General features: G+C 61.8%; 14 protein-coding genes and 2 pseudogenes. 10 read left to right on the top strand and 6 right to left on the bottom strand.

Annotated elements, in window-relative coordinates:
• Positions 1-148: 148 nt before the first annotated feature.
• Positions 149-1045 (top strand): LysR substrate-binding domain-containing protein, encoded by an 897-nt coding sequence (locus G7047_RS25200; RefSeq protein WP_371813903.1) that lies wholly within the window; start codon positions 149-151, stop codon positions 1043-1045.
• A 3-nt stretch (positions 1046-1048) separates the two neighbouring features.
• Here G7047_RS25200 and G7047_RS25195 read toward each other — a convergent pair whose 3' ends face one another.
• Positions 1049-2890: a CocE/NonD family hydrolase gene (locus G7047_RS25195; RefSeq protein ID WP_166311103.1), complete on the bottom strand. Its 1842-nt coding sequence runs from the start codon at positions 2888-2890 to the stop codon at positions 1049-1051.
• 8 nt (positions 2891-2898) lie between these two features.
• Positions 2899-3849, bottom strand: a complete 951-nt coding sequence (locus G7047_RS25190) for a tripartite tricarboxylate transporter substrate binding protein (protein WP_240939259.1) — start codon at positions 3847-3849, stop codon at positions 2899-2901.
• A gap of 242 nt (positions 3850-4091) precedes the next feature.
• On the opposite strand from G7047_RS25190, the gene G7047_RS25185 reads away from it, so the two are divergent.
• From G7047_RS25185 to G7047_RS25175, 3 genes are read left to right on the top strand one after another with little or no spacing between them, the layout of a single operon-like run.
• On the top strand, positions 4092-5054 hold the full coding sequence (locus G7047_RS25185) for a LysR family transcriptional regulator (RefSeq protein WP_166311101.1): 963 nt from the start codon (positions 4092-4094) through the stop codon (positions 5052-5054).
• A gap of 27 nt (positions 5055-5081) precedes the next feature.
• Complete coding sequence (locus tag G7047_RS25180) at positions 5082-5522, top strand: PaaI family thioesterase (protein WP_205904673.1); 441 nt, start codon at positions 5082-5084, stop codon at positions 5520-5522.
• 43 nt (positions 5523-5565) lie between these two features.
• Complete coding sequence (locus tag G7047_RS25175; protein WP_166311099.1) at positions 5566-6411, top strand: IclR family transcriptional regulator; 846 nt, start codon at positions 5566-5568, stop codon at positions 6409-6411.
• A gap of 19 nt (positions 6412-6430) precedes the next feature.
• Here G7047_RS25175 and G7047_RS25170 read toward each other — a convergent pair whose 3' ends face one another.
• On the bottom strand, positions 6431-6700 hold the full coding sequence (locus G7047_RS25170) for a tripartite tricarboxylate transporter substrate binding protein (protein WP_166311098.1): 270 nt from the start codon (positions 6698-6700) through the stop codon (positions 6431-6433).
• 170 nt (positions 6701-6870) lie between these two features.
• Positions 6871-9786: a Tn3-like element IS1071 family transposase gene (locus G7047_RS25165; RefSeq protein WP_166310096.1), complete on the bottom strand. Its 2916-nt coding sequence runs from the start codon at positions 9784-9786 to the stop codon at positions 6871-6873.
• Positions 9787-9931: 145 nt separating this feature from the next.
• On the opposite strand from G7047_RS25165, the pseudogene G7047_RS25160 reads away from it, so the two are divergent.
• The 6 genes and pseudogenes from G7047_RS25160 to G7047_RS25135 form a co-directional block, all read left to right on the top strand.
• Positions 9932-10066: pseudogene (locus G7047_RS25160) on the top strand (aldehyde dehydrogenase family protein); the annotation flags it as partial.
• Between the two features lie 55 nt (positions 10067-10121).
• Positions 10122-10382 carry a VF530 family DNA-binding protein gene (locus G7047_RS25155; protein WP_166311097.1) on the top strand — a complete coding sequence of 87 codons (261 nt, stop codon included), beginning with the start codon at positions 10122-10124 and terminating at the stop codon, positions 10380-10382.
• A 170-nt stretch (positions 10383-10552) separates the two neighbouring features.
• Complete coding sequence (locus tag G7047_RS25150; protein ID WP_166311096.1) at positions 10553-11764, top strand: CaiB/BaiF CoA-transferase family protein; 1212 nt, start codon at positions 10553-10555, stop codon at positions 11762-11764.
• Positions 11761-12777 (top strand): NADPH:quinone oxidoreductase family protein, encoded by a 1017-nt coding sequence (locus G7047_RS25145; RefSeq protein ID WP_166311095.1) that lies wholly within the window; start codon positions 11761-11763, stop codon positions 12775-12777. The genes G7047_RS25150 and G7047_RS25145 overlap by 4 nt, the downstream gene beginning before the upstream one ends.
• A gap of 133 nt (positions 12778-12910) precedes the next feature.
• Positions 12911-13039: pseudogene (locus G7047_RS25140) on the top strand (tripartite tricarboxylate transporter substrate-binding protein); the annotation flags it as partial.
• A gap of 203 nt (positions 13040-13242) precedes the next feature.
• Positions 13243-13881: an MBL fold metallo-hydrolase gene (locus G7047_RS25135; protein WP_166311094.1), complete on the top strand. Its 639-nt coding sequence runs from the start codon at positions 13243-13245 to the stop codon at positions 13879-13881.
• A 150-nt stretch (positions 13882-14031) separates the two neighbouring features.
• Here G7047_RS25135 and G7047_RS25130 read toward each other — a convergent pair whose 3' ends face one another.
• Both G7047_RS25130 and G7047_RS25125 read right to left on the bottom strand, forming a co-directional pair.
• Entirely contained in the window at positions 14032-14892 is an 861-nt protein-coding gene (locus G7047_RS25130; protein ID WP_166311093.1) for a M48 family metallopeptidase, read from the bottom strand.
• Positions 14893-14928: 36 nt separating this feature from the next.
• Positions 14929-15921, bottom strand: coding sequence for a DMT family transporter (locus tag G7047_RS25125; RefSeq protein ID WP_166311092.1), 993 nt, complete (start codon positions 15919-15921; stop codon positions 14929-14931).
• Positions 15922-15967 lie beyond the last annotated feature (46 nt).

Here is a 15967-nt window from a genome sequence, read left to right as displayed (position 1 = left end):
TCTCCACACTCCGATCCGACAAGGGCCGGGAGAAAAAGACTTGCATTGGTTTACGATCCAGCCTTCTCCAACAAGAGGACCCTCGCCCCGGATTCCCATGGAACTGCGCCAACTCCGCTACTTCGTCCGCATCGTCGAACTCGGCTCGATGGGCCGGGCCGCGCTCGACCTGGGCATGGTGCAGTCCGCGTTGAGCCAGCAGATCAGCCGCCTGGAGAGCGAACTCTCCACGCGCCTGCTACAACGCACCAGCAAGGGCGCCGTGCCCACCGAAGCGGGGCTCGCGTTCTTTCACGAGGCCCAGCTCACGCTGCGCCACGCCGATCAGGCCATCCTCGCAGCGCAGCAGGCGCGGCTGTCGGGCGCGGTGAGCGTGGGCCTGTCACCCACCATCGCATCGGTGCTCGGCCTGCCGCTCATGCGCGCGATGCGCGAGCGCTATCCCGACGTGCGGCTGCACATGGTCTCAGCGCTATCGGGCCATCTCTCGAGCCTGCTCAACGCCCGCCAGCTCGATCTCGCCATCCTCTTCGACACCAACGCCGCCCGCCGCTGGAGCGTGACACCGCTGCTCGAAGAGCGCCTGTTCCTCATCCAGTCGCGCCGCAAACCGCTGTGGCCGCTCGCCGAAAAGATGAAGCTCCAACAGCTTCAGGAAAAACCGCTGATTCTCCCCTCGGGCAGCCACGGTCTGCGCAGCTCCGTCGTCACCGCCTGCGCGCAGGCGGGCTTTCAGCCGCAGCTCGCGATGGAGATCGACTCCCTCACCATGCTCATGGAAGCCGTAGACGCGGGCCTAGGCGCCACCGTCCAGCCCTGGTCCGCCGTCAATCCGTATGAGGACGCGGCGGAGCGCTTCTGGTGGTCCGAAATCGACGACGAACGCGTGCGCCGCCACGCGCTGCTGTGCAGCCTGTCGGACGACGAACTCTCCCCCGCCGCACTCGCCGCGCGGGTGGTGCTGACGGATTGCGCAAAGCAGCTGGTGCAGTCGGGGAAGTGGATCGGGGCCAAGCTCGTGAATGACGGAGTGACCCCAGCCTGAATCTCAGGGCTTGTGGGCGACGACCGGCAGTCGCAACGTGCAGCCTTGCGGGCCACCCAGTTGGAAAGCGTACAACGGGGGACGACCATGGGGCACTTGCTGGAAGTGCTCTGCGTCTGCTCCGCTCAACGACAGCTTGAGTCGACTTCCCGCCTTCAACGTCCACCCGATCGGCAGCAGAGCGACCTGCACGCGCTCCATCTGCGACGGCGTCATGCGCTCCGCATGTTCGCGTGAGTAGTCCCGGAAAGGCCACGCCGTCTGATACTTCGCAGGCGGCTCGCTGACATGCCGGTGCGCAAGTCGCAGGCACCCGTCCGTGATGAAGTGGAGATTCCCAGCGGCATCCAACTCGGACAGGTAGGCGAAGATCGCTCCATCGCTCTCGCTGCTGCTCACATGCAGATCGAGCAGAGGATGGCCTCCCAGCTCCAGGTCGCCCTGTAGCGGCTCCGACAGGAACGACAGCATCTGCCGCTCATGCGAATGCCAGTGCTTGTAATAGTCCACCGTGGGTTGCGCGGACAGACGTTCGAAACGTGTATCCGTTCCACTCGATACCGTGAACTTCGTTTGGTATTCCACCGTCTCGATCTGCGATGTACCTTCACCACGCAACTTTCCAGGAGCCAGATGCAAGATCTGTGCATCGGACTTTGGCGGCCATTGAGAGCTGTTGCGCCACTCCTCTGCATGCGTGCAGAAATAGTGAACTGGCGCTTCCCCATCGATGTCGGTGTGCATCCCCGCAAGATGTTGATCAAAGAACCGAAGCACTTCTGCCAGTATCGAAAACTCCGGAGCACTCTGCCCTTCACTTCGCCACGGTGATCCGTTGGCCCGGGCACCATGGTCCCATGGCCCCAGCAACAAGCGATCCGATGGGCCCTTAAGCGTCAGAAATCGCGAGATGGAACCGTGGACGAAAGCGCTTCCGTCATACCACCCCGATACCGAGTACACAGCCACTTTGCCGGCGACTTCATGCAGATACCAGTAAGGACTGCAAGCTCCGCTGTGCAAATCTGGATCATGCAGACAGCCCTCTTCCCGAAACGACATCTCCGCAGCCATGTCACGCAGCATGAAGCTGTCCTTGTGCTCCTCGACGGCCTGACGTACCTTGATGCCTTCCGGATCATCGTCCACCGGCGCAGGGCCTGCGTAGCGCGGATCACTGAAATAAGAATAGGCTTTGAGCTCGTCCCTCTGATCCCAGTCGAGCGCACGGATCAGATCGTCATAGTTCGACGTGACCGTCTTGCACATGATCCCGCCGGGAAAAACATGATCGGAGTAGGTGTCGGACACAGCGAACAGCGGTGCCACCGCCTTCACCGCAGGATGGCCCGTGCTGCCAAGGAAGCACGATGCCGCACCAAGATACGAAATTCCGGTCGCTCCAATGCTGCCGTTGCACCATGATTGGGATGCAATCCATTGCGCGAATTCCAGATAGTCGCCTCGTTCCTTGGGCGAACGGAATGCGTCGCGCCGCCCGAAGCTCGCTCCACTGCCACGCACATCCAGCACCACCAACGCATAGCCACGTGGAACAAAGAAATCGCGATAGATGGCGATGTTGGGGGCCGCTTCTGCACCCGGCTCCGTCACCTGGAAGCGCCGGTAATACGGCGTCATGACGGCGATGACCGGAAAGCTTTCCTGACTTGCTCCGTTCGCCTGCACCACTGGAAGATAGACATCCAGTGCCAGTTCACAGCCGTCCCGCATGCGCAGATAACGTGATCGCGGTTCTCCGATCTTCCAGGTAGCGGGACGCTGCTTGATGTATTCGCTGGGTGGAACATTCCACGCCGCTCCGTTGATATCCAAATCCGACATGTATGTACTCAATCCAGCGTAATGTTCAGCGTCTTGATCAGATCGCCCCAGACTTTTGATTCCTGAGCGGCGCGTGCCTTGATCTGCTCGCTGCTGCCAGGAATCGGGAACAGAAATTGCTCGTTCAGCTTCTTCTTGTTCTGCTCATCTTCAAGAAATGCCGAAACGGCCGAGGACATTTTCTTGACAACATCAGACGCCATTCCTGCAGGCCCCACCAAGGCATACCAACCCGGCAGTGCCGGAACACCCGGCGCGAGTTCCTTGATCAGCGGAATGTCTGCCATGCGGCTGGCGCGCTTGTCGCCGGACTGTGCCAATGCGATGACCGTACCGGCCTCGTATTGCGGGAGAGCGGTCACCGTGGTCACGCACATCAGATCCGTTTCTCCGGAAACGACGGAAAGCAGCGCGGGCCCCGAGCCCTTGTATGGAATATGCCGAAGATCGAGTCCGAGATCGCGTGCGATCTTCTCCATGTAGAGATGCGTCGAATTTCCAAGACCACCGCTGGCGAACGTCAGCTTTCCCGGCGACTGCTTTGCCTTGACAACGAAGTCGGCCCAGTTTTTGATTCCGCTGCTCTTGCTCGCGATCACCATGAAGCTGGCATCCGCCACGGGCGCGATATACGTGAAATCGTTCAACGCGTCGTATGGCACCTTCTTGTACAGATGCTGGTTGAAGCTCGCGATGGAAACACTGGTGAGAAATACCGTGTATCCATCAGGCTTCTCCTTTGCCACCACGGAAGCGGCCAGAATGCCGTTCGCGCCCGGCTTGTTGTCCACCACCACCGAACCGTTGAGATGTCTCGCCAGAAATTCCGCCAGCTGTCGTCCCGTGGCGTCTGCGCCTGAGCCCGGCCCTTGCGGAACCACCAGTCTGATTGGCTTCGTTGGAAAATCCTGGGCGAACACAGGCCGTGTCGCCAAGCCCGAGATGGCTGCCAAAGCCATCAATTCACGTCGTCGAATACCCTCGCTAAACATATGCCCCTCTTGAACCCTTGATAGAAACAAAATTCGAATCGGTATCCATGCACGCCCCCATAAGCTTGTAGACGCATGTCCTCATCAACGGCTATGTGAATGTGTACCTTTTCCCAAGAAGCATCGGCTGCAGCAGATGGATTTCATTATTCGCAGCAATGCCGCCCAGTGCTACTGAAATTAATCGATACCCTCATTAGGAATTGCTCATGCGTGACTTGGCCGATGGATTTGCCTGGGCTCGACGGCTGAAAGTCCGGCATCTGGAATCGCTGTTGGTGCTTGAAAAGGCGGGGACTCTGACCGAGGCTGCAGCACGACTGCATTTGACCCAATCGGCGATGTCACATTGGCTCGCAGAAATGGAAAGTCTGGTTGGCGCTCCCATCGTGGTTCGAGGTCGGCAGCTGGAGCTGACGCCTGCCGGGCAGCTGATGAAACGGCTCGCCATCAGCGTGCTCGGCGACGTATCCCGAATCGGACAGGAGCTTCATGCCGCGGCGCAGGGCAAGGCTTCCCGGCTGCATGTGGGCAGCGTCTGGGCGGGCATGGCCTCCTTGCTGCCATCGACCATCACCCTGTTCCATGCCGTGCATCCGTCAGTCGCGGTCATGGTGACGGAAGAGCCTTTCAACACGCTGCTGGAACGTCTCACGCGCGGGGAGCTGGACGTGGTGATGGGAACGATCGATGCGCGTGCGCAGCACATCACCCTCAACCACGAAGTCCTCTTTGATGACGAGGTATGCGTCGTCGCGGGACGGGGCAGCAGACATTGGGGAACGCAATCGCACCACCTCCTCAGCGAGTTGATCGACGAGAACTGGGTCGTACCTCCGCACGGAACCTCGATGCGCAGCCAACTCGACTCGGCACTGGTGGATGCGGGGGTCCCCTGGCTTCAACCCAAGGTGGAAACGGCAGCGATCACAACGTTGCTCGCCATGCTCAATCGAGGGGACTACATCGGAATCTGTTCCGCAGAAATGACCCGGTACCAAGTGGCACAAGGCACACTGCAGCACATCGAGATTGATCGCATCATCAAATTCGGCGCCGTGGGCGTTCTCTGGAACCGAGATATCTACTCAGAGACCGTGAACGACTTTGTGAACATCGCCAAAACGGTCGGTCGCACAGAGCATGCCCACACACTGGAATCTGCGCCATAAAATCGATCTTGAGCCAGAATGCAAGGCATGAACTCCACAGGCTCAATCACCACTGCGGCGCACCTCGAATCTCTCCAATGGAAACCCCGCGATCTCCCCGGCCACATCGGTCAGATCGGCCCCATGTGGACGCGCAAAGAGCCCGAGGGTTGGGCCTACGGTCTGCTGTGCGAGAGCAAGCATCTCAACCCTGCTGGCGTGATGCATGGCGGGGTGACGACCAGCTTGCTTGATCACGCAATCAGCGCCGTGGCATGGGAAACGGCTGGCAGGTTGCCGTGCCTGACAGTGCAGCTCGACACGCACTTTCTCGCACCGGTGGCCGAGGGGCAGTTTGCCGAGGTGCGGGTGAAGGTGAACAGCCGCTCGCGCAGTCTGATGTTTCTCTATGGTGAAATGGTGGTGAATGGCACGCTCTCGGCGACGACGCAGGCGGTCATGAAGATAATGGCTGCGGCCCGCACCTGAGCATTCATTCAGACCCCAATTCAGACCCAATCTTCCGACGTTCATGGCAACTCAGCGCACGACGAAATCTTCCGGTGTCTCCGGCAATGAAGCGGTGGCAACGACAACAGCCGCCACGAGCAACAAGGCACCGCGCGGCACGCGCGTGCGCCCCGTGCCTGCAGTGAGCCGCACCATTGCCATCCTGCGCCTGCTGGGCGACACCAAGCAGCCCATGGGGGTGAAAGCGATTGCTGATGCGCTGGAGCTGATCCCGAGCACCTGCCTGCATATTCTGCGGGTGCTGGTGAGCGAAGGGCTGGTGACGGTCGATCCCTCCACCAAGCGCTATGCGCTCGGTAGCGGCATGATCAGTCTGGCACGCAGCGTGCTGGGCGGTGGCAGTTTTGCGCAGCTGGTGCAACCGGCGCTTGATCGCCTTGCCGCGCACAGTGGTGTGACGGCGATGGGCGTGGAGGTGACCGGCGTGCAGTCGGCCGTGGTGTTGGCGCTGTCGCGCTCGGACCAGCCGTTTCGCTTTCACACCGATGTGGGCAGCCAGTTCAACTCACTCGTCAGCGCGACCGGGCGGCTGATCGCGGCGCACAACGGCGAGACCTGGTCGCAACTGCGCAAGCGGTTTGACAAGATCGAGTGGGACAACGCGCCCACGTTCGATCAGTGGAAAAGCGAGATCGAGCAGGCCCGCGCGTTGGGCTGGAGCATGGATCGCGACCACTTCATCAATGGCATGACGGCGGTGGCGGTTCCGGTGATCGGGCAGTCCGGGCGCATGACCCACACGCTCGCGTCGGTGGGTCTGTCCAGCCATCTGGATCCTTCCGCTGTCAATGCGCTGGCAGCCAGGATGCTGCAGGAAGCGCGTCAACTCGCGGGCGCTCTGCCCTGATCTTTTTTTCAAACGACCTTCAGTCTGCCTTCAGCCCTGCACTCTTGATGACGGGCGCCCATTTGGTGCGCTCCGATTTGGCGAACGTCGCCAGATCGCCGGGCGCACCACCTGCAGGCTCGAAGCCCAGCTCCAGCAGGCGCTGACGCGTCTCGGGCCGCGCGAGGGCCTTGTTCATCGCCGCGTTGACGGTGGCGATCACCTGCGCCGGCGTGCCGCGCGGTGCATAGAGCGCGTTCCACGCAATCACCTCGTAGCCCGGGTAGCCCTGCTCGGCCACCGTCTTCACGCCGGGTGCAAGCCCGCTGGCTTTTTCGGGGTCTCCTCGTTTTCAGTGCAATAAGTGACGGTACGAAAAGCTAGCACTGGCGCGGAGGTGGTGTTGGTAGATCGTTGATTTCATTGACTTTCCTGTTCACTTTCAAATCTGCGATTCGTGGCGTCAAACCGTGGTCGGTTTCATCCATTGGTGCCAGTTATCGATGCATTTGGCCGCGAAGGCAGGATTTGGTCAGCATAGCGGTCAACCGGGAAGCGAAACACACCCCGCAAGTTGATGCTCTCCAGCCTGGTGGGCGCAATCTTCCCGATCAGTTCCGGTGGAATGACCTGGCGGCGGTTCGACCAGCGATCCAGGACCGCCTGCATCTGTGAGGTATTCCACGCCATCACGATGTTGGCCATCAGGCTCAACGCATCGGCCACAGCCTGCATTTCATCGACACGTTTGGCCTGCGCCGGGCTGATCCGGCCGGTATAAATGGCGCGCTTGAGGGCGTTAACAGCCTCGCCCCGATTGAGCACCCGGCGCAACTCGTTCCTGAAAGCGTCCTTGACAAAGTAGTCAGCCAAAAACGCCGTACGCAGCAACCGCCCCAATTGCACGCCAGCCTCATAGATTGGATCGCCCTGGGCGGCAGAACCGAACCGCGCAAGAGCTGCCACCGCACTGGCATGTCCGCTCATGACCGAGGCTGCCAGGTGCACCAGACTATCCCAATGCTTTTCGATCAAAGCGACGTCGACATTGGCTTCGCACACCGCAGCGATTTCTGCGGGCACTTTGGTGCCGCGTGGCACAAAGAGGTGGCGCTGTTTGAGTTCCTTCAACCGCGGGCAAAGATCAAAACCAAGCAAACGGGCATGTGACATGGCAAAGTCGGTGTAGCCATGGGTATCCACAGCAAGCTGGCTGGTCTCCAGCTTTTCTTGGCGGATGACACCTTCAATGGCCACGCCCGCCTGGCGCTCATTGAGCACAAAGGGCTGCGCATGGAAGATGCCCCACCGGTCTTTTACATGGGAGTAGATTCCAATGGAAGGTGTGTTGCGCCGAGGATCAAGCCGGGCTTGCCACACCCGTTTGGTGGTCTCCATGCTCATCATGTCAGAAGATGCCAAATCGGACCGCCCCCAGGTGGCGGCAATCGGGTGTCGCTGCATGAATTCCAGCACAGCCTGGCAGGCCTGGCTCAGACGCCGTTCGTCCCGCGCCCAGCGCATGGCCTGGCGAATGCTGGTGGCAGACAATTGCGGAATCATGCGCGCGCATTCGACCGCAGTCAGACTGGTGCCGTGGGCCATGATGCCGGCATAGACCATCAGCAGCTCGTCGGTAGAGCGCGGCTCACGTCCGAGCATGATCCAGCTAAAGCGCACCTGGGCGTCAACGGCCAGAATCACTTCCGGCAATTGAACCTCACCGATGCGGTGACCCAAAGCCGCGCGCAGCTTGGTCACTTCTGGGTCTTCGTCCTCTGCGGGCAATGGCGACAAATGGAGTTCATCATCCACGCGCAGTACGCCACTGCGGGCTGCAGCGGCCACCGCATCGACACCGGCAGTTACTCTGGCCAGCAAAGGCTTCAAGAAAGTGGCAGCCTTGCTGGGTAACGATAGACGGGCATAGTGTTTCTTGGACTCTGCCTGCCAACGCTCGTCCGTGAAGAACAAGCGCGCACGACCCCGAAAGCTCAGGCTGTGCTCAATCCAGACCGAGCCATTGCGCACCGCGCGGCGCAGGGCAAACAGGGTGGCCACCTCCAACGCCTGAAACGCCCGTTCCCGGTCTGGGCTGGAGATCGAAACCTGCCAGATCATTCCCAGACTTGGTGCCACCACTTCAACTGGCAGCTTTCTGGATCCTTTGAGATATAAAGCTTGCAGCTTGGCAAGGTACTCGATGGCAGGATGCTCGCCGGTGGCCTGCCAGGGCAGCTTTGCAATGGCGACGAGCAACGACCGCACGGGGCGAATTCCATCAATCAATCCCTCGCGGACCAGGGAGGCCCTGCTCGGTGGTTTGCGTTTCTGGGTTTCGGTGATCAAGGCTTCAAGACGGGCACGCAACTCAGCATCTGGCACCGCACCTTGCGCGCTCAAGGCAACAAGTTCGCCGAGCAGCGTTTTGTACATTGCGGCCCAATTGACGGTAGCGGGGACATCGGCGGCAGCCTGACGCCACAGATCGGCGATCCGGCGCTGCACCATAAGGATCAACTGGTCTGTGGTGGTGAACAGGCAATACCGAAGAAAGCATGCGACCTCCACGGTGCGCGCTGGCTCTTTGATCTTGGCTCCGGCTGAGGGCGGCCTGGAGACAAGTCGGCGCGCGTAGCGGCGCAAGATGAGATCGGGGATGTCTGCCAGGTGCTTATGAACGTCCAGCGTGTAAAGCAGGTCGATGCGCTCCAGTACCTCGCTGATTTGGCGGGTTGAGTGTTTCGCCGGTGCAGCCCATAGCCAACTCTGCTGGGTTTGTCCATCTGGGCGCAGCTCTGAAACTGAGGCTCGCCAGCGATCAAGTGTTGCTGGATCAACGCTGGCGGCGATGGCGGTGCCTGTTTCAACTTCAAGCTGGGCAAGTGCCGCCGCAATCAGTGTCCGAATTGCCCGCTCGTGCACGATCACCAGCTTGTTCTTGTACAGCCATTGACGCGCCCGCACGAGTAGCTGATCGCGGTCGGCGCAGCGCGCCACTTCGTCGCGCAGTTCACGTACCAGTGAGCGGCGCTGGTGCTCGCTCATCCACTGGAATCCAAGGACCGTGCAGGCTACTTGTTGGTGATCGAATAGCGTGCGCCCGCGTTCATACATGGCTCTCAGCGAGGCGACTTCTGGTGCTGCAATGCCAAGCTCGTTGCCAAGGTGGCGCCACAAGGCTACTGGAATTACCCGAAAGGCACCGAGCAAACGCCCACTCATGCGCAGGAAACCAATATGGAGCGCCAGACCAAGCTTGTGGGAATCACCTCGGCGTGCATTGATTGCGTCGCGCTCGGCACCATCGAAGGTGAAAAATGCCTTCATCTCGAAGTCGCTGATATCGCGGGGGAGCCCACGCATCCCCAAAAACGTTGTGTGCCAACCCTGCATCGTGAACCTCAAAAGTGGGAGGCCACCATACCCGTTTACAAAGCGAACAGGAAAGTCAATGAAATCAACGGTCTACCCAGACCACCCCCGCGCCAGTGCTAGCTTTGCGTACCGTCACTTATTGCACTGAAAACGAGGAGACCCCGACGAGGCGCAAATGCCCTTCGGTGGCGTGAAGCAATCGGGCTTCGGCAAGTTCGGCGGCAAGGCCGGGGTGGACGCTTTCACCGAGCTGCGCTGGATCACGCTGCAGACGACGCCACGCCACTTGCCCTTCTGATTTCGGAGAGGCCCGACAAGCCCATGGCGCCGCGCGAATGCACGACAATGGCGCCATGACCACTCCCGAACAGCCCCGATCCCGCGACCCCCTGCACGGCGTCACCCTCGAACGCATGGTGACCGATCTGGCCGACTACTTCGGCTGGGCCGAGCTGGGTGAACGCATTCCGGTGCGCTGCTTCAACCTCGACCCGAGCGTCGCCTCGAGCCTCAAGTTCCTGCGCAAGACGCCGTGGGCGCGCGAGAAGGTGGAGAGTCTTTATCTGTTCATGCTGCGCGATCAGAAGCGCGAGGCCGCACGCGGCAGCAACTGACACCGCATCGTCAAGCGCCCTGCCTTCGGGCTCGCTGGAATCCCGTATGGATCACGGGATGCGGCAATGAATTGAGGGTTCCCATCCCGCGCACAAACTCCTACCATGTTGGTAGACGGTAACGACTCAGGCCCGCAGGTCCAGAGATCACCGCATGCAGGAGACAACACGTGACCTCACCGTCAACAGCGGGGTTTTCCCCACTCGCAGGATTCAAGGTGCTCGACCTGAGCCAGGGCGTGGCCGGACCGTATTGCGCGCAGTTGCTGTGCCATCAGGGGGCCGAGGTCATCAAGATCGAGCCGCCACAAGGCGACTGGGGCCGGCATGTCGGCGTTGCCAGAAACGGCCACAGCACGCTCTCCAACACCTTCAACAGCGGCAAGCTGAGCGTGGCGGTGGACGCTCGCCAGCCGCAGGGCAAGGCCCTGATTCTGGAGCTCGCGAGAAAGACAGACGTGGTGATCCAGAGCTTTCGCCCGCAGGTCATGCAGCGGCTCGGGTTGGACCCGGCAAGCCTTGCGGCAGAGGGGATCGATCCGGTCTACGTCTCTATCAGCGGCTATGGTGCCGATGGGCCGTTTGCCGAGCACCCCGCAACTGACTCCGTCATGCAGGCCGACAGTGGTCTGATGAACACCAACCGCGACGCGAGCGGCACGCCGCAGCGCGTGGGTCTGCTGCTGGCTGACATCGCCACCGGCGTGTACGCCGCGCAGGCCTGCACGGCCGCGCTGCTGCACAAACTCAAGACAGGCCGGGGCACACATGTTGAACTCAATCTCTTCAACGTGTGCTGCGCGCTGCAGTCTTCAATGATCTCGGACGAGGTGATCGCCAAGCAGCTGACCCGTCAGGCGGTGAGCGCGCCGAATGGCATCTTTCAGGCGGCCGATGGCCAGCTCACGATCCTTGCGCTCAACACCGAGCACTTCGAGCGCATCTGCAGCGCGCTCGACCTGCCACACTGGAAGAGCGATCCGCGCTTTGCCACCAACGACCTGCGGCTGCAGCATCGCGAGCTACTGCACGCAGAAATGGCACTCGTGGTGCTGACCCGTACGGTGGATGACCTTGCCGCCGTGCTCACACAGCACAGCGTGCTGCATGCCCGCGTGCGCACGGCACAGGAGGTGGTGGACCACCCGCAGGCCATGCACCTCACCACGTTCAACACCCTGCATCAACCGGGCTTCGGCGACATGCTCATGTCCGCCACACCGTGGAAATGCCATGGCGAGCCGCCTGTACCCTCGCCGCAGGTGGGCGAGCACACGTGGCAGGTGCTCGGCAGCCTAGGGCTCGAAGCAGTCCAGATACAGGTGCTGGCAGACGCGCGGATCATCGCGTTGGGCGGTCTGCCGACGGAGCCCTCACGATGAAAGCCATCGTCTGCCGCGCGTATGGAGCGCCGCGCGAAGTCACCTCGGTACAGTCCATCGGTGCACCCCGTATCGTGGGCGACAACGAGGTACTGATCGAGGTGCACCACGCCACGGTCAGTCACGCCACAGGGTTGCTCATCGAGGGCCGCTACCAGAAATCGCCGCCCTTTCCCTTCGTGCCCGGCACCGAGGGCGTCGGCCGGGTGCTACGCACGGGAAGCACCGTGCGCCATGTGCAGCCCGGCGACACGGTGGTGTTCATCTGCGATTGGGGCGCGTACAGCGAGCAACTGGTGGTCCACGCCACCACGGTCTATCCGGTGCCGAAGACGCTGGACCCGCTCAAGGCACTGGCGCTACCGATTTCGTATGGCACTGCTTACACCGCACTGCATTGGCGGGCGCAAGTGCGCGAGGGCGATTCCATTCTCGTGCTCGGCGCGGGCTCGGGCGTGGGGTTGGCGGCTGTGGAGTTGGCCGCGCAGATTCCGAACGTCACCGTGATCGCCTGCGCAAGCAACGAGGGCAAACGGCTGGCCGCTCTGCGCCATGGTGCGCAGCATGCGGTCGATCCACAGCATTTGATCGAACAGGTCAAGCAACTCACCCATGGGCTGGGCGCGAGCATCGTGTTCGATCCAGTCGGTGGCGATCTACTGCTCACCTCCCTGCGCTGCACCGCGCCGAATGGCAAGGTACTCATCATCGGCTTTGCAAGCGGCACGATCCCACAGGTCCCAATGAATATCGCGCTCGTGAAGAACCTTACGATTCACGGCTTCTTCTACGGCCAATACATCGGCTGGACACCGGCCAATGAACGCGAGCGCTACGCCGACGACATGCAATCGATGATGGCCGAACTGCTCGACATGGCGCTGCGAGAGGCCATTCATCCCGGGATCACACAGGTACTGCGGATGACTCAACTCTGCGACGCGCTCGACGCACTGCATGGCCGCGCGGTGGTGGGCAAGCTGGCTCTCGCCATTCACGGAGACGCAAGATGAAGCGATACATGCTCAATGGCCGCACAGGCCTCGCCCGCTGCCGACTATCCCAAATCAGTGATCACGCTCGTCATTCCGTACCCACCTGGCGGGCCGACGGATCTGGTCGGGCGCCTACCTTAAGAAAAGCAAGGGCACGATCAACTTCGGCTCGGCAGGAAATGCGTCTTCGCAGCATCTTTCGGGCGAACTGTTCCGACGGAAGACCGGCATCGCGATGCAGCATGTACCCTACAAAGGCAGTGCCTCAGCCCTCACCGATCCAAAGAATTTCCGGCATACATGCGCTCCGAAGAGAAGAAATGGGCAGAGATCGTACGGCTGTCGGGAGCCAAGGCAGACTGAGCGGCGACTCGAAGGCATGGCTGCCGGGGCGGACGGGCATGCATATACTTGCGGGAAACCATCCATGATCGAGCGCCACCGACCTCACGCAGACGTCGCACGCGCCCCTCAAGAACCGCCATGCTTCAGTACCTCACCGTCCCTGTCACCCAGTTCCAGCAAAATTCGTCCATCGTCTGGTGCGATGCCACCCAAGACGCCGCCATCGTCGATCCCGGTGGCGATCTCGATGTGCTGCTCGCCGAGGTGAGCAAGCTCGGCTTGAACCTCAAGGCACTGTGGCTCACGCATGCGCACATCGACCATGCGGGTGGCACGGGCGAGCTGTCACAAAAGCTCGGGCTGCCGATCATCGGACCCGAAGAAGGTGATCAGTTCTGGATCGACGGGCTGCCGCAGCAAAGCCAGATGTTCGGCTTTCCGCCCGCTCTGCCATTCACGCCCACGCGCTGGCTGCATGACGGCGATACAGTGCAGATTGGCAACGAAACGCTCAACGTGCGCCACTGCCCCGGCCACACGCCGGGCCACGTGGTGTTCCACGCGCCGCAGATCGACCGCGCCTTTGTCGGTGACGTGCTGTTTGCGGGCAGCATCGGGCGCACGGATTTCCCCAAGGGCAACCACCAGCAGCTGATCGACTCGATCACTCAGCGCCTGTGGCCCATGGGCGATCAGACGGTGTTCATTCCAGGGCACGGGCCGGAGAGCACCTTCGGCCGCGAGCGCCGCACCAATCCCTACGTCGGAAATACATAAAAGTTTCACCCCCTGAGGCGCTTCGCGCCTTCCCCCTCTCTTGTGTTGCGCAACGCGCAACGGAGGGGGACGCCGCCAGCGCGGCGGGACGGCCCTTGCGCGGCGGCTGTCGGCTACGACCGTGCAGATTTGAAGTCCTCGCCCTATGGCCTACTTCTGGCCGCGCCGGGTCGCTTCGTACAGGCCCTGTACGCGCGCGATGTTTTCCTTGAGTTCCTTGATGCGGTTCGGGCCGCTCGGGTGGGTCGAGAGAAACTGCATGCCCTGCTGGGTGCCCGTTGCCTTACCCATTTTTTCCCAGAGCGTGACGGAAGCCTGGGGGTTGTAGCCCGCGCGTGCAGCCAGTTCCAGGCCGACCAGATCGGCCTCGGATTCATCATTGCGACTGAACTTCAGCGTAAGCAACTGCGAGCCGAGGCCTGCCGCAGCACGTCCCACGTCGCCCAGCCCGAGCAGCGCAGCGCCCAACGAGATGCCGATGTTGGTAGCCTGCGTTTTGGCCAGCCGCTCCCGGGAATGCTCACGCAACGCGTGCGCCATTTCATGGCCCATGATCATGGCGACCTCATCGTCGGTCAGCTTGAGCTGGTCGAGGATGCCGGTGAAGAACGCGATCTTGCCGCCGGGCATGCAGAAGGCGTTGATCTGCTTGCTGCCGATGAGGTTGACCTCCCACTTCCAGCCCTTGGCCCGCTCGTTCCATGGATAGGTGAACGGAATCAGCTGTTTCGCGATGCTGCGAAGGCGCATGAGCTGCGGGTTGTCAGGACCCGCGAGCGCATTCTTGGCTTTGGCCTGCGCGAGCAACTGGTCGTACTGCTGCGTGGCCGCGCCCTCGAGCGTCTCGGCCGGAACCAGCTTGCGCATGGACGACGCATTGCCCACATCGACCTGCGCGAGCACGGGCGACGCGCTCGCCGCAGCAGCCGTGAGCAAAAAGGCGCGGCGCGCGCTCCAGAGTGAGCCATGGGGCATGGCGCAAGCGCAGGAGGTGGATGCGGTGTGTTTCATGGTCGGTGGCAACGGCGGCGAAGTGACATGCGCAGTCTACCCGGCAGCCTCAGTCCTTGCAGCCAACAGTTCCGCACGGATCACCACGATGAGGCCCAGCAGCACAGCCAGCAGCCCGAGCCACGACACCAGCGGCTGGTGCTCCCCCACCGCCCACACGGCCAGCAGAAACGCAGCCACGGGCTCGATGAGCGTGAGCGTCACCCCCGTTGGCCCCGAGATGCCGCGCAGGCCGTTGGAGAACAGCACATAGGCCACACCCGACACCACCAGCCCCAGATAGACGACCACCAGCAGCGACGATGCGTTCATCACCGGCACACCTGCCAGCAGCAACGCCGCAGGAACGGCCAGAATCGCCGCGCCGGTGAACACATAAAAATTCACCACCTGCGTGGGCGCATGCGCTACGAGCCGCTTGTTGACCAGCGCATAGCTCGCATACGACAGCCCGGCAAGCAGGCACAGCAGCAGGCCGAACCACGAGATATCCCCCGTCGCCGCACCGCCCTTGCTGAGCACCATCGCCACGCCGCCGCCCACACTCACCGCCGTGCCAAGCCACCACAGGCCCGACAGCGGCGTGCGCAACACCAAGGCCTGAATCAGCCCGGCCCAGATGGGGCTGCTGCCGATCGCCACGGCTGTACCCACAGCCACGCCAGCGAGCTTCACGCCCGCATAAAAACTAATGCTGTAGCCCGCAACGCCTGCGGCGGCAATCACGAACCAGCCCAGCTTCAAACCCATGCGCGAAGGCGTGGGCAGCAGCGGCAGACTCTGGCCCGCGATGCGTTTTCTGGACACGGCCAGCACCAAGACAAAGAACACGCTGGCCACCGCCAACTGCGCCGCCCCCACCCAAAACGGCGACAGCCCGCCCGCGCCCAGGCTCTGCACCGTGCCGGTCGTGCCCCAGAGCAGCGCGGCGGCGGACACCAGCGCGACGCCGAGCAGCGATGAGACATGGGCGGCGGAATGCGGGTGGGGGGACAGGGTGCAAGAGGATGCAGTGGCGGGTTGCGTCATGCGCCCATCTTGCCGCCTGGGCGGCGCGCAATTGTCGAGAAACGCT

Origin of the sequence: Diaphorobacter sp. HDW4A, assembly GCF_011305995.1 — a bacterium.
Classification (GTDB): domain Bacteria; phylum Pseudomonadota; class Gammaproteobacteria; order Burkholderiales; family Burkholderiaceae_C; genus Diaphorobacter_A.
This window is presented reverse-complemented; position numbering and strand designations above follow the sequence as displayed.